Genomic DNA, 14,294 nt, shown 5'->3' with positions numbered 1-14,294 from the left:
CCGCTACCTAGGCTATACCTACATAACGACAACCAGCCAAGGGAACCGCGTGGTGCGGCTCCCTTATCAGCTGTGAATCAGGCGTTACTCAGCCTTGATATAAAGATCTTTTGAGTAGATCTTCTCTTCGGCGTTATTGGCAGGGAAGCCACCGACTTGTGGACTAAGCAGACGCGCTTTTACATACTGGTAAATCGGCGCAATCGGCATGTCTTTTGCCATCTGGGCTTCCGCATCCAAGTACAGTTGTGTGCGCTTGTCGTCGTCTGTGGTGGTCATGGCGTTTTCCATGATCGCATCATAAGCTTGGCTATCATAATGCACACCACCTGATGAGTTGGAGCTACGCATCAAGCTGAGGAAGGTAGACGCTTCATTGTAGTCACCACACCAACCGGCGCGCGCGACATCAAAATTACCTTCATCTTTGGTGCTCAGGTAGGTTTTCCACTCTTGGTTATTAAGTGCAACATCCACACCCAGCTTGTCTTTCCACATTTGACCGATTGCGACGGCCAGCTTTTTGTGGTTTTCGCTGGTGTTATAAAGCAGTGAGAAGTCGAGCGGGTTGTCTTCACCGAACCCAGCTTCTTTGAGCAGACGCTTGGCCTCCGCATCACGCTCTTCTTGTGTCATCTTGGCGTACGCTGGCAGCTCAGGATCAAATCCAGCGGTAATTTCAGGCGTCAAGAAATACGCAGGCTTTTGCCCTTGACCCAGTAGCGCATCGGTAATCACGTTACGGTCAATCGCGTAAGACAAGGCTTTACGCACACGGACATCATCAAAGGGTTCACGCTTGGTATTAAAGATGTAGTAGTAGCTACACAGGTTACCCACGATAGACAAATCTTCTGGGTGCTCGTTTTTCAGGCGACGGAAATGCTCGTTCGGGATCTCATACGTCATGTCAATTTCGCCGGCCAAGTAGCGGTTCATTTCTGCAACTTGGTTTTCAATCGGCAAATAGGTCACTTTATCGAGCGTGGTATTTTCATTATCCCAATATTGGTCGTTACGGGTTAACTCAATGCGCTCATTAATCACCCAGTTATCCACGACATAGGCGCCATTACCCACGAAGTTCTCAGGTTTGGTCCATTGGTCACCATGTTTTTCCACCGTTTCTTTGTGTACCGGCTTCATGGTGGTGTGACCCATCATCTTCACAAGATAAGGCACCGCGGTATCTAACGTTACCTGAAGGGTGTGATCGTCCAGCGCTTCAACGCCCAATGTGTCTTTATCTTTGTCACCTTTAATAATGGCTTTGGCATTCTCCATGTGGGTGTAGCCAAGATACCAAGAGTAAGGTGACGCTGTCATCGGATCAGCCACGCGCTTAAAGCTGTACTCAAAATCTTGCGCAGTAACAGGATCACCGTTAGACCATTTGGCGTCTTCACGGAGATAAAAGGTAAACACCTTGTTGTCTTCGTTTTCCCAGCGCAAAGCGACGCCAGGGATAACATTGCCGTCTGCATCCTGGTTGACCAAGCCTTCTAGCAGGTCACGAATAACATGCGACTCAGGCACGCCTTGAGTTTTATGCGGATCCAACGACGCCACTTCGGCACCGTTACCACGCACGAGCTCTTGCTCTGCCGCCAGTTGCGGCTCGCCTGTCGCGGACTCGGCTTGTTGTTTGGTTTCAGGGTTGGATTGTGAGGTCTGTTTTTGCTCTGGTTCGCTGCATCCTGCTAGAGCCAGAGAAAGGCCAGCGCCCATAAAGAGGGTTCGGGTGATCGTGTTTAGCTTCATCGTGTAACTCCATAACAATCGCTATTGCATCCATGACAATCGACGCCACGTGGCGGGGGAATCCGTTTTGCACAATCTAAAAAGATGTACTACGCCTCGCTGCGCGATTAGAGGCAAAACATTACCAAGCAACGCTGTGTTTTGCCATAAATCTGAAGTATTTTGCCATAGAATGAGATTAAAAACTCATCTTTCACTACTTAAAAGTCGCATAAAGGAATTTCAAGCTGGTAAGACGAGGCCGCGTTAGCGCTTTATTCACCACAAGAAACAAAATACGGAACAAATTGCTATTTATACTGAATCTGGGGGCATTGGCACTAATGCTGAACTAGCTTGCGGTCGAAAAAACACACAAGCCTCTCTCTATCTTCGCAATCTCAGTGACTTTGACTGCCAATATGCGTCAAATGTTACTTAATTGTAAAGCCGATACTAAACGTTATTTGTCAAAAAAACTCAACAGAAACACATGCACGTGATGTCAGACAGCTATCACGGTCACAAAATCTGAATTGAATAAGCGGTAATGGTGTCTGTCAGAGGAAACGCTCACCGCGAATAGATGCGAGGATCAGGCACGGATGTCGAACGGAGGGAGAACGTAGAAACGGCTGCTTCGGTAGGCTTGAGTGGTGATAATGTCGCAACAAAGCCAGCTTCGCAGGCTGGCTTTGTTCTATAAACCACTATTTTTTGGCATCGTCGGGACTAAAAACGGGGCCACTATCGGATGAACGATCACTGGCCTGATCGCGCAGAACACGGTTGTCCTCACGTGCTTTTTCCATTTCTGGCATGACCTCGTTAAGCATTTCTTTGATTTTCTTGTTGCTATAGCGCTTGTGTTTCATTGTGTCCTCCTGAACTCATCAGTATTTGGCACAGTCACTCGCGGAACAACGACCGAGTCCACTCGGCTGTTACGCCAGTACAAACCGCTTGTGCAATTTTTAAGCTACACCCTCATCGTCAATAAAGCAAAATATTGCCGAAAAGGCACGCCAAACATCTTCGCCTCCACAACATCTCGACGTCTCAACCCAGAGCCATAGCGGATATCGGCCCGCTCTTGCCTTAGTTTAATAACATTTGCTGATAATAAGCGGCTGTTTAGACGAAATACCAATATTGACGCTTTTTTAAACAAACGATGTTGTTATTCGGCGCTCTATCCCCCATCATTGTGTTGTTGATGAGCTGTTCCCGATCATCAACCTAATTTTTCTTCCGACAAGAGAGTAAAAAGCAAGACTATGAGACCACAAAGCTCAACCTCGCGCCCTTTATGCGCACGCGTTCGCCATGGTTACAACCCAAATAAAGGAAAAAAACCACAGGTTAACCGCTAACGCGGTGTTGATGTTAAAAACACCTCTTTAATAGCCTCCAAATGGAGGCTATTTTTTTGTCTTTATATCGCGATACTGACGACGAATCAGGGCGTAATCCTACTCACGGGCGACCGCAAAGCGAGCAAGTTAGCGTTTGCACAATGCGTTATCGCGAGCGGATTTGCGTTGCAAATTGCGAGTTCTCGCCCTCAAGCGCTACGCAATCGCGACATCACGATGCCGAACCGCTGGTATACGGGCGTTTCAAAAAGTAGGCACCCCTTTTGCAATATCTAGATTACTAGACCAACGCCATTGCTTGTCAGGGGGTGTCACATGGGACAATCCACACCAATTTTGTTTAATGATCGTCACATCTTGCCCGGGGGCCGGATACCTCTTCGGATCCCAGCAGGCGACTCGTTAGACACACTCGTATTCGCGTTAAAGCATGGACTCCCTATCGGAGTGTGTATGGCGGAAACACAAGCCCAGCGCTCTCACGTGGATATTGGCACCTTTATTGAAATTGAGGACTATACCCGAAGCCAAGAAGATGGCTGCTTAGTGATCACGGCACGGGGAACCGCACGCTTTGCGATTCATGCGTTTAACCAGCAGCACAACCAAATCTTGTTTGCCTCGGTCAACGCATTACCTCGGTGGCCTGATTGCCACGTCGACAAACAAAGCGAGCCTCTCGTGGAGCGCTTACAGTCGATGTTTGAGCGCTACCCTGAACTACAACAAATGCACCGAGAGACCGAGTTCTCCAATTTGGCGTGGTTATGCCAGCGCTGGTTAGAGCTGCTGCCGCTCCCCACCGGGGAAAAACAACAGTTAATGGCGAACAGCTCCTGTGTCGCCACACGGGATTATCTGTTGAGCATGATGCAAGATCCCCATTAAACCGTTTTTATTGCTGCCTTGCTATTTGCCCTTTTTATACATCGGCTTGATTGGGCGAGGTAACGCGACGCGTTACCTCTTTTTTTTGCCTTCACCCTTTTGTCCCACTTTCCTGACTTGCTCACACTTTACTGCTCTGGTAAATACCTAGTCGCTCAAGCTTCAGGTAAACTAGGCACATTGATTTTTTCTCAGGAAACGACGCAATGATCCAACAGGTTTCAGATCAGCATTCACAACGTATCGTCGCGATCGGTGGCGGGCATGGTCTGGGGCGCGTCTTATCGGCATTGGGAATATATGGCGAGCAGGTAACAGGCATCGTCACCACAACCGATAATGGGGGATCCACTGGCCGTATCCGTGCATGCCAAGGTGGGATAGCCTGGGGCGACATTCGTAACTGCCTCAACCAATTAATCACCGAGCCCTCGGTCGGCTCCATGCTGTTTGAATATCGCTTTAAAGGGAAAGGTGAGCTGAACGGGCATAATTTGGGCAACCTGATCCTTACGGCACTGGATAACCTCTCAGTCCGTCCGCTTGAAGCCATCCAACTTATTCGCGATCTGCTAGATATCCGCCCTAATTTACTGCCGATGTCCGAGCACCCTGCTGAGCTTGCCGCGTTAACGCCAGAGGGTGAGACGGTGTCGGGGGAAACACATATTGATGAGCTAAGCGCCCCCCCGACGCGTCTCTTTTTGTCCCCAACCGTCCCCGCGACCCGCGAAGCCATTGAGGCTATCGAGCAGGCTGACTTGATTTTGCTCGGCCCTGGCAGTTTTTTAACCAGTGTAATGCCGCCGCTGCTCGTCCCCGAACTCAGCCGTGCGTTGAAACATACACAGGCCAAACTGGCGTTTATTAGAAACCTTGGCAAGGAAATCGGGCCGGCGGGTGACATGTCATTAGCCACTATGCTTGCTTGGTGCGAGCGTGCAATGGGTGGGAAAGAAATCGATATTGTGATCGGAGAACAAAACGCGTCGCAGCTCGCCACACGTTACCAACAAAAAGAGGCCAGCTTGGCCTCCTCAAATCATCATTGGCGTCATGACAGGGATAAACTACGTCAAGCTGTTGATGAAGTTTTGCTCGACGGCCATTTCTCGGTAGGTAGAGGCCGTTCCTCGTAACATCTCGGTCAGCTCATCTAAATGATGTGTCATCCACTCCTGTTGCCCTTGCTTGACGCGTGATTCACACTCACGCGCCATCTCGGCCAGATCATCCGCACCAAAACTGGCAGCACTGCTTTTGATCGCATGGCTGATCTCGCGAACTTGCTCGATCGATGGCGAACCAGACAATTGAGAATGGTATTGGGATAGCTCGTCGCTAAATACAGTGAGTAAAACCGTCACCGTATCCTCGCCTACTTCTGATTTCAGTCGACGTAATGTTTCAGTATTTACTGTGGTGGCCATACATCCATTCCTATCATTCATGCGCCGCAGATTTTTGCCAAGCTTGTAGTTTTCGGTACAAGGTTGAAGGGCTAACTTCAAGTAACCCCGCCGCTTGCGGGATATTGCCATTACACACGTCGATCGCGACTTCAATAGCACGTTTTTCCGTTTTCCATAATGGTTCTATATCGGCTTTCATCACCACTGGCGATGCTGGCTTGACGGGCTCGTGAGTTGCTGATGCGCTGTTCGCCGCTTCCGATCGCGTGTTATCCCCTGTAGATGCAATTTCAGCACCAGAAACGCGAGCGACTGGCGATGGTAGCATCTCTTTGCTGACTTCTTCGCCGTTATGCAACACCACTATGTTACGGATCACGTTTTGCAGCTGCCGAACATTGCCTGGCCAGTTGTAGCGAAGGAGCTGAGTGGTCACTTCGTCACTAAAACGACAAAAATCTTTGCCTTCTTCAGCGGAAAACAGCGCGAGTAAGGCGTTGGCAATGGCGATCACATCGTCTCCACGCTCTCTTAAAGGCGGCAATTCGAGTGGAATAACGTGCAAGCGGTAGTAGAGATCTTCCCGGAATTTCCCCTGCTGTACTTGGAGCCAGGGATCGCGGTTAGTGGCACAGACAAACCGGACATCCACCGACTTTACTTGCGAGGAGCCGACCTTTTGAAAACTCCCCGTTTGAATGAAACGTAGCAGTTTGGATTGCAAATCCATATCCATTTCGCAAATTTCATCCAAGAACAAGGTGCCACCATTGGCCATTTCTGCGGCCCCTTCACGCTCAGACGCAGCGCCAGTAAAGGCTCCTTTCACATGACCAAATAACTCACTTTCAATCAAATCTTTCGGGATAGCCGCGCAATTCAGTGCAATAATTGGCTTGTTACTTCGCGTACTGGCAGCATGAATCGCTTCCGCGCATACCTCTTTACCAGTCCCGCTTTCACCGGTAATAAACACCGTGGCTTTACTGGGCGCAGCCGATTCGATCACACGGTACACCGCCTGCATCGGCAGACTGCGACCAATAAACCCGTGGTATTCACTTTCCTGTTTGGTCGCTTTACCCGGATGACTCGGCTTGGGTTTGAGCGACTTATTGACCGTGACACGCAACTGATCGGCTTCACAAGGCTTGATCAAAAAGTCATTGGCACCATGACGCATGGCATCGACAGCGGCATCAATCGAGCCATGAGCGGTCATAATAATCACGGGTAAATCGGGCGCGACTGCTCGCACTTTGGCAAGCACATCAATGCCCGACATATCCGGCAGGCGTAGATCTAAGATCATCAGTGCTAACTGATCGCCTTCTTGCTCGAAAAAAGCCATCGCATCCTGACCCGTCCCTACAATGGTGACATCCACATCTAAGGGGTTAAGGTAGGATTTATATAACGCCGCCACCGACGCCGTATCTTCCACCATCAATATTCGTTTACTGGGTGATAGTGCTGGCATGTATCCTCCAAGAATCGCATCGCGGCGTGTAGCGATAACTCACTCAGTTGCACGAGCGTATGCGAAATGCGTTGCATTATGCAATTGTGCCCTCATTGTAGCTGGGCGAGTCCGTTAAAACCACACGTTTTGTCGATGTAATGGCTATCTTTTATTTTTGGCACGCCAAATGCATCTATTCCAGTGACCCTCAGGGGTCACCTAGCCAACTGACGTTGTTTGTGAGTTTTCACTCACTGAAACACTGTAGCCAACCTGTCATTTAGGTTGGCTTTTTTTTACTTCACGCGGTGCTTTTTCATCCCATTAGCTGTTTACAATAAACTGCTCGCGCAGCGCTTGTAACTGATCTCGCAATTGTGCCGCGGTTTCAAACTCAAGGTTCTGCGCTGCCTCAAACATCTGACTTTCCAGTTTTTTGATTTCAGCATCAATTTGTTGTGGTGACTTCAACGCATAGTCCGCATCAGGCTCGGCAACGGCACGCAACGATTTGACTGCTGGTTTCGCGCTTTTACCCCGTTTACCCGTGCCTATCTCCATCACGTCCATCACTTTCTTATTCAGTTTCTGTGGCGTGATACCATGCGCCTCATTATGTGCAATTTGCTTCGCCCGGCGTCGCTCCGTTTCATCAATGGCGCGTTTCATCGACTTGGTGATCGAATCGCCATATAAAATCGCTTTACCGTGAAGGTTACGTGCTGCACGGCCAATGGTTTGAATTAATGAACGTTCAGAGCGCAAAAAGCCTTCTTTATCCGCATCCAAAATCGCGACCAAAGACACCTCAGGCATATCTAACCCTTCACGAAGCAAGTTAATCCCGACCAAGACATCAAACTCACCAAGACGGAGATCCCGAATAATTTCCATGCGCTCCACCGTATCAATATCAGAATGAAGGTAACGCACTCGCACATCATGCTCTTGCATGTATTCGGTTAAGTCTTCTGCCATACGCTTGGTCAAGGTCGTCACCAGCACGCGCTCGTCTCGCTCACGACGAGCACGCACCTCAGAGAGCAAGTCATCCACTTGAGTCGCGACCGGACGCACTTCTATTTCAGGATCGATAAGCCCCGTTGGACGCACCACTTGATCAATGATATCCGCGCCCGATTTCTCAGCTTCATAGTTACCCGGCGTGGCGGAAACATACACGGTTTGTGGCGCGAGTGCCTCAAACTCATCAAATTTTAGCGGTCGGTTATCCAACGCTGAAGGCAGCCGAAACCCATAGTCCACCAAGGTCTCTTTACGCGAGCGATCGCCTTTGTACATGGCACCAATTTGCGACACGGTGACGTGCGACTCGTCGATGATCAACAGTCCATCGGCGGGTAAATAATCAAACAAGGTCGGTGGTGGTTCGCCTTCTGCTCGACCACTCAAATAACGCGAGTAGTTTTCGATACCCGAGCAATAGCCCAGCTCATTCATCATCTCAATATCAAACTGCGTTCGCTGTGTGATGCGCTGCTCTTCCAGCAGTTTATTATGCTCAAGCAGTGTTTTTTTACGTGCCGATAGCTCCGTTTTTATCTGCTCCACTGCTTCGAGAATACGCTCTCGTGGGGTGACATAGTGCGTCTTAGGGTAGATGGTGCAACGAGGCATGTCTTTGACACTCACCTGCCCCGTTAAAGGATCAAACACGCTGATGGTTTCCACCTCGTCGTCAAACAGCTCCACCCGTATGGCATCTTTGTCCGATTCAGCCGGAAAGATATCGATGACTTCACCGCGAACGCGAAAAGTTCCGCGCTCAAAGGCCATATCATTGCGGGTGTACTGCAACTCAGCGAGGCGTTGTAAAATGGTACGCTGGTCTAAAAAGTCACCGCGGCGAATGTGAAGCATCATTTTTAAATACGAATCAGGGTCACCCAAGCCGTAAATAGCAGAGACCGACGCCACAATCACCACATCACGGCGTTCCATCAACGCTTTTGTCGCCGACAAACGCATCTGCTCAACGTGATCATTAATCGACGCATCTTTTTCTATGAAGGTGTCTGTCGAAGGCACATATGCCTCTGGTTGATAATAATCGTAGTAAGAAACGAAGTACTCCACCGCATTGTCAGGGAAAAACTCGCGCATCTCCCCATAAAGCTGCGCCGCCAATGTTTTATTGGGAGCCAATATCATAGTAGGGCGATTGAGCTCAGCAATGACATTGGCCATGGTGAACGTTTTTCCCGACCCTGTTACCCCCAGCAGCGTTTGATGGGCAAGACCGGCCTCTAACCCTTCACACAGACGATGGATGGCCTCAGGCTGATCACCTGATGGTTTAAAAGCAGAATGCAGCGTAAATGTTTTACTCATGAACCTATCCTGTTTGGGGCTGACCACGATGTCCAGCTTGGGGCGCTAACGCGAAAAGTCTATTGTCCTGACTCGCCCTGCGGAGTCAACGATTGCGGTTAACTACTGACAAACTGCCAATTGCGATCTTTTTCGTCTTGGACGCTTGATCTCATGAAGGTGTCTAGGTAATCTATCGTTCCTCTTTTGGCATGCAGCCATTGCAGCCAGCTTGTCTAAGCAAAGACGGCTCTGAGCGAAGACGGGCTCTAAGCTAGAACAAAGCACTAAACGCATCGAGCACGAAACAAATCAAGTGCAAAGAGTATAGAGTGCAATAAAGATAAACCTCTAAATCATGCGTTTTCGCGCGTATTTCTATTGAATATCCTCTCTTATCACTTTTTTATCCCCGATACTCAAGGGTTGAACAAATAGCGACCTGTGCATAATCCACGATCGTTTTTTTTTCAAACTGATCGCATTAAAAAAAGCACAAACATTAAAAATCAATACCTTATAGTCATTCCCATGCCGACGATAGCTGCGTCAAGCTTGTATAAAATCAGTCACATAGTCAGTTGATCAAGATCCACACACATGGTTATCCACAGAATCTGTGGGTAACCGCTGAGAGCCCTTTCATTACCGGCCGTGTAAAAAGTCAAGAAAAAAATAGCCTCTATGCTCAATCACTCGCCACTATGATGCTTTTATCAGCGTCGCTGGCTAGCTTTTCAGCAGTCGATTGAAAAGACAGATTTTATTGCTTTTCATCAGTTGACACCTTTCGAGGTGCTCGCTAACATTCGCCCCGTTCTCAAGGCAATTCCCCCTTAGTTCAGTTGGTAGAACGGCGGACTGTTAATCCGTATGTCGCAGGTTCGAATCCCGCAGGGGGAGCCACTATCTTGAGATAAAATAGACATTGCAAAAGTGAGCACCCGTTCTGCTACGCAGAATCTGTCGCAGGACTAGGCGTCCCCGTTAAATCCCGCAGGGGGAGCCACTATCTTGAGACCTCACAGAACACAATAGCGACACGATTCCCCCATAGTTCAGTTGGTAGAACGGCGGACTGTTAATCCGTATGTCACTGGTTCGAGTCCAGTTGGGGGAGCCAATTCTATGTCCGATGGCAAATTTAGTTCTTCAGTCTAATCGTTCCGCAATGCGGAATATGTCACTGGGCTGGGCGCCCCCAACTAGGCGTTCCCGATGAGCCCAGTTGGGGGAGCCAAATTTATGTCTCTGTTCTCCCTGACCTATCCTACTTTCTCCGTGATCTCATCACACACTCTTACCGTGATCGAACACGCTATGCTGCCACTACCCCTAGAATAAGGTGCGCGCGTAAAGCGTCACTAACAGCTTACAGCGAACCAAGCAAAAACCCTGCTTGATGGCGGTTGTTATAGCCGCCTCAAAGGTCGATAATAGGCAGATCACAAAAACATTAAATGATTAAACAGCATGGCTGAGTATTTGTTGCTACTGGTGGGCACAGTATTGGTCAATAACTTCGTACTGGTGGAGTTTTTGGGCTTGTGTCCATTCATGGGCGTATCAAAAAAACTGGAAACAGCAATTGGGATGGGGCTTGCCACAACCTTCGTGTTGACCTTGGCATCAGTGAGCTCGTATCTGGTTGAAACCTATATTCTTATCCCACTTGATCTCGGATACCTGCGCACACTGAGCTTTATCTTAGTGATTGCCGTGGTGGTGCAGTTCACGGAAATGGTGGTGCATAAGACCAGTCCAACACTGCACCGACTACTGGGCGTATTCCTACCTTTGATCACCTCAAACTGTGCGGTACTCGGGGTGGCCTTGCTCAATGTGAAACAACAGCACAGCTTTATCGAATCGATTATTTACGGTTTTGGGGCGGCCTGTGGTTTCTCGCTGGTTCTCGTTTTATTCGCTGCAATGCGCGAGCGTATTGCAGCCGCTGACGTACCCGCGCCTTTCAAAGGCGCGTCAGTGGCAATGATTACCGCAGGATTAATGTCGCTCGCCTTTATGGGCTTTACAGGACTGGTGACTTTATCATGAGTGGAATAGTGATAGCGGTGGTTGTGCTTGCCGCGCTCGCCGCCATATTCGGTGCAATCCTAGGTTTCGCCTCGATTCGCTTTAAGGTGGAGGCGGATCCTATTGTCGATCAAATTGATGCCATTCTGCCGCAAACGCAATGTGGCCAATGCGGTTACCCTGGCTGTCGCCCCTATGCCGAAGCCATTGCCAATGGTGACGAGATTAACAAGTGTCCGCCAGGTGGCCAGCAAACGATTGAAAATTTGGCTGATTTGATGGGCGTCGAAGCGACCGAACTCGCCCACGATGAAGAAAAAAGTATCAAAACCGTTGCCTTCATTCATGAAGAAGATTGCATCGGCTGCACCAAGTGCATTCAGGCCTGTCCGGTCGATGCGATTGTAGGCAGTACCAAAGCGATGCATACCGTGATCGAGCAAGATTGTACTGGGTGTGATTTATGTGTTGCCCCCTGTCCGACCGACTGTATTGAAATGATCCCCGTTCAGGACACCCCTGAAACCTGGAAATGGAAGCTTGAACAAATTCCCGTTGTAGATGTCACTGAGAGTCAGAGAGCACGCGCCTGATGGACAGCCTTATAGAACAAATAAAACATGGCCAGATCTGGGATTTCCATGGCGGCATTCACCCGCCTGAGCATAAAACTCAGTCGAATCACGGCGCCATTTTAGAAAAGATACTCCCTACCGAGCTGGTTATCCCGCTAAAGCAACATATTGGCAGCAAGGGAAAATTATGCGTGAGCCAGGGCGATCGGGTATTCACGGGACAAGCCCTCACTGAGACGGATATTCAACAATGTGTGCCGGTACATGCGCCGACATCGGGCACCGTGATTGCCATCGAAGATAGAACCATCGCGCATCCTTCAGGCTTGTCCGACCGTTGCGTGGTGATTCAGCCCGATGGAAAAGATGAGTGGGGACCTAAACCTGCCCTCCCGGCTTATCAAACCCAGCCGCCAGAGCAATTGATCGATCATATCCGCTCTATGGGCATTGCTGGAATGGGAGGCGCTGGCTTTCCAACCGCAAGAAAACTGCAAAGTGGCTTGGCGCGTACTGAAGTACTTATCATCAACGCCGCAGAATGTGAGCCTTATATCACCGCCGACGATCGGCTGATGCAAGATTGCGCCGATGAAATCGTCGCAGGGGTACAAATTCTTAATCACATTGTTAAGCCTAAGCTGTCCGTGATTGGCATTGAAGATAATAAGCCAGAGGCTATCGCTGCGCTTAAAGCAGCGGTGAAAGCCGCCGATGAGGACATACTCATCCAGGTAGTACCTACCAAGTATCCATCTGGCGGTGAAAAGCAGCTGATTCAAATCATTACCGGCAAAGAAGTCCCAGCCAAAGCCTTTCCCGCCAGTATTGGTGTGCTTATGCAAAACATCGGGACCACTTATGCGATCAAACGCGCCGTGCTAGATGGCGAGCCGCTGATCAAGCGTGTGGTCACTTTGACTGGGAAAACACTCAAAACCCAGCAAAACCGGTGGGCACTACTTGGCACGCCAATTGGCGAATTGTTGGCGCATCATGGTTACAAGGCTGAGAAAAAACTGCCTCGGGTGATCATTGGTGGCCCGATGATGGGCTTTACCGTCCCACACACACAAGTGCCTGTGACTAAAACCACTAACTGTGTACTGGTGCCAACGCGCAAGGAAATTGCGCCTGCCAAGCAAGAGATGGCCTGCATTCGTTGCAGTGCCTGTGCCGATGTTTGTCCCGCTCACCTGTTGCCCCAGCAATTGCAGTGGTATGCCAAAGATCAGGATTACGACAAGTGCCAAGACTATGATCTATTCGATTGTATTGAATGTGGCGCCTGTGCCTATGTGTGTCCGAGTGAGATCCCACTGGTGCAATACTATCGCCAGGCCAAAGCAGAAATTCGTGAAATTGAAGCGGAAAAAGAAGCCGCGGAGCGCGCACGTCAGCGTTTTGAAGCCAAAAAAGCGCGAATGGAACGTGAAAAACAGGAACGAGAAGAAAAACATCGCAAAGCGGCCGAGCGTCGCAAGCAAGCGGCGCAACAAAACACTGGCTCGGGTGATGCCCTTAACGCTGCGGTAGAGCGCGTGAAGGCGAAAAAAGCCGCACAATCGGCATCGAGTGATGTCAAACCTGCTGTTGCGGCGGCGATCGCACGGGCCAAAGCGAAACAAGCCGAAGCGGCAAAAACCGGCAGTGATGAGCCAGACAACAGTGAAATGATGAAATTGCGCGAAGAGCGTAAGCGTCAAGCGCGAGAGCGTAAGGCGGCCAAAGAGGCGCAAAAAGCTTCAGCAGCTGCTGATTCACAGGCAACATCCGACAGCACCGAGAGTCAAGACGGCAAGAAAGACGCAGTCGCCGCAGCCGTTGCCCGTGCCAAAGCACGCAAAGCGGCTCAGCAAAACGATGCCAAGGCAGAGCCAACACCGGCGGCCGAGCAATCATCCGCCGCAGAAAACACGACGGCACAAACGGATGATGCTGGTGATAAAAAAGACGCAGTCGCCGCCGCGGTTGCCCGTGCCAAAGCACGCAAAGCGGCTCAGCAAAGCGATGCCAAGGCAGAGCCAACACCGGCGTCCGAGCAATCATCCGCCGCAGAAAACACGACGGCACAAACGGATGACGCTGGCGATAAAAAAGCGGCCGTCGCCGCCGCCGTTGCCCGCGCTAAAGCACGAAAAGCCGCCCAGCAAAGCGATGCCAAGGCAGAGCCAACACCGGCGGCCAAGCAATCATCCGCCGTAGAAGATACTAAGCCACAAACGGATGACGCTGGCGACAAAAAAGCCGCTGTCGCCGCAGCCGTTGCCCGTGCCAAAGCACGTAAAGCGGCCCAGCAAGGCGACACCAAGGCACAACCTGAGACGGCTGCCGATACGCCATCCGACGCTGCAGACACCGCGCCTGCAACCGACGAAGCTAACGACAAAAAAGCCGCTGTCGCAGCCGCCGTCGCGCGTGCTAAGGCGCGTAAAGCCGCACAACAATCACAAGAAGATAAGGAATAACCCAC

10 protein-coding genes and 2 tRNA genes are annotated in these 14,294 nt (G+C 50.1%); 7 read left to right on the top strand and 5 right to left on the bottom strand.

Annotated elements, in window-relative coordinates:
• Positions 1-84: 84 nt before the first annotated feature.
• Together WN56_RS12490 and WN56_RS16895 are read right to left on the bottom strand one after the other, a co-directional pair.
• Positions 85-1,761: an ABC transporter substrate-binding protein gene (locus tag WN56_RS12490; RefSeq protein ID WP_046075321.1), complete on the bottom strand. Its 1,677-nt coding sequence runs from the start codon at positions 1,759-1,761 to the stop codon at positions 85-87.
• A 689-nt stretch (positions 1,762-2,450) separates the two neighbouring features.
• On the bottom strand, positions 2,451-2,615 hold the full coding sequence (locus tag WN56_RS16895; RefSeq protein ID WP_156146677.1) for a hypothetical protein: 165 nt from the start codon (positions 2,613-2,615) through the stop codon (positions 2,451-2,453).
• Positions 2,616-3,431: 816 nt separating this feature from the next.
• Between WN56_RS16895 and WN56_RS12485 the strand changes: the two genes are divergently transcribed.
• Together WN56_RS12485 and yvcK are read left to right on the top strand one after the other, a co-directional pair.
• The gene (locus tag WN56_RS12485; RefSeq protein WP_046075320.1) at positions 3,432-4,004 is read left to right on the top strand and encodes an LON peptidase substrate-binding domain-containing protein; all 573 of its coding nucleotides are present in this window, start codon (positions 3,432-3,434) and stop codon (positions 4,002-4,004) included.
• A 206-nt stretch (positions 4,005-4,210) separates the two neighbouring features.
• Positions 4,211-5,143 carry a uridine diphosphate-N-acetylglucosamine-binding protein YvcK gene (yvcK, locus tag WN56_RS12480; RefSeq protein WP_046075319.1) on the top strand — a complete coding sequence of 311 codons (933 nt, stop codon included), beginning with the start codon at positions 4,211-4,213 and terminating at the stop codon, positions 5,141-5,143.
• Here the strand turns inward: yvcK and WN56_RS12475 are convergent.
• From WN56_RS12475 to uvrB, 3 genes are all read right to left on the bottom strand, one after another.
• Entirely contained in the window at positions 5,075-5,434 is a 360-nt protein-coding gene (locus tag WN56_RS12475) for an Hpt domain-containing protein (RefSeq protein WP_046075318.1), read from the bottom strand. The genes yvcK and WN56_RS12475 overlap by 69 nt on opposite strands.
• A gap of 13 nt (positions 5,435-5,447) precedes the next feature.
• Positions 5,448-6,896, bottom strand: a complete 1,449-nt coding sequence (gene luxO / locus WN56_RS12470; RefSeq protein WP_046075317.1) for a quorum-sensing sigma-54 dependent transcriptional regulator LuxO — start codon at positions 6,894-6,896, stop codon at positions 5,448-5,450.
• A gap of 306 nt (positions 6,897-7,202) precedes the next feature.
• A complete protein-coding gene (gene uvrB / locus WN56_RS12465) occupies positions 7,203-9,230 on the bottom strand; it encodes an excinuclease ABC subunit UvrB (RefSeq protein WP_046075316.1) in 2,028 nt (675 codons plus the stop codon).
• 809 nt (positions 9,231-10,039) lie between these two features.
• Here uvrB and WN56_RS12460 point away from each other — a divergent pair.
• From WN56_RS12460 to rsxC, 5 genes are all read left to right on the top strand, one after another.
• A tRNA-Asn gene (locus WN56_RS12460) sits at positions 10,040-10,115 on the top strand.
• A 141-nt stretch (positions 10,116-10,256) separates the two neighbouring features.
• Positions 10,257-10,332, top strand: a tRNA-Asn gene (locus WN56_RS12455).
• Positions 10,333-10,682: 350 nt separating this feature from the next.
• The gene (rsxA, locus tag WN56_RS12450; protein ID WP_046075315.1) at positions 10,683-11,267 is read left to right on the top strand and encodes an electron transport complex subunit RsxA; all 585 of its coding nucleotides are present in this window, start codon (positions 10,683-10,685) and stop codon (positions 11,265-11,267) included.
• Positions 11,264-11,839, top strand: coding sequence for an electron transport complex subunit RsxB (gene rsxB / locus WN56_RS12445; RefSeq protein ID WP_046075314.1), 576 nt, complete (start codon positions 11,264-11,266; stop codon positions 11,837-11,839). Before rsxA ends, rsxB begins: the two co-directional genes overlap by 4 nt.
• Positions 11,839-14,289: an electron transport complex subunit RsxC gene (gene rsxC, locus WN56_RS12440; RefSeq protein WP_046075313.1), complete on the top strand. Its 2,451-nt coding sequence runs from the start codon at positions 11,839-11,841 to the stop codon at positions 14,287-14,289. Before rsxB ends, rsxC begins: the two co-directional genes overlap by 1 nt.
• Positions 14,290-14,294: the final 5 nt, after the last annotated feature.

This window comes from Salinivibrio sp. KP-1 (assembly GCF_000968645.1).
GTDB lineage: Bacteria > Pseudomonadota > Gammaproteobacteria > Enterobacterales > Vibrionaceae > Salinivibrio > Salinivibrio siamensis.
This window is presented reverse-complemented; position numbering and strand designations above follow the sequence as displayed.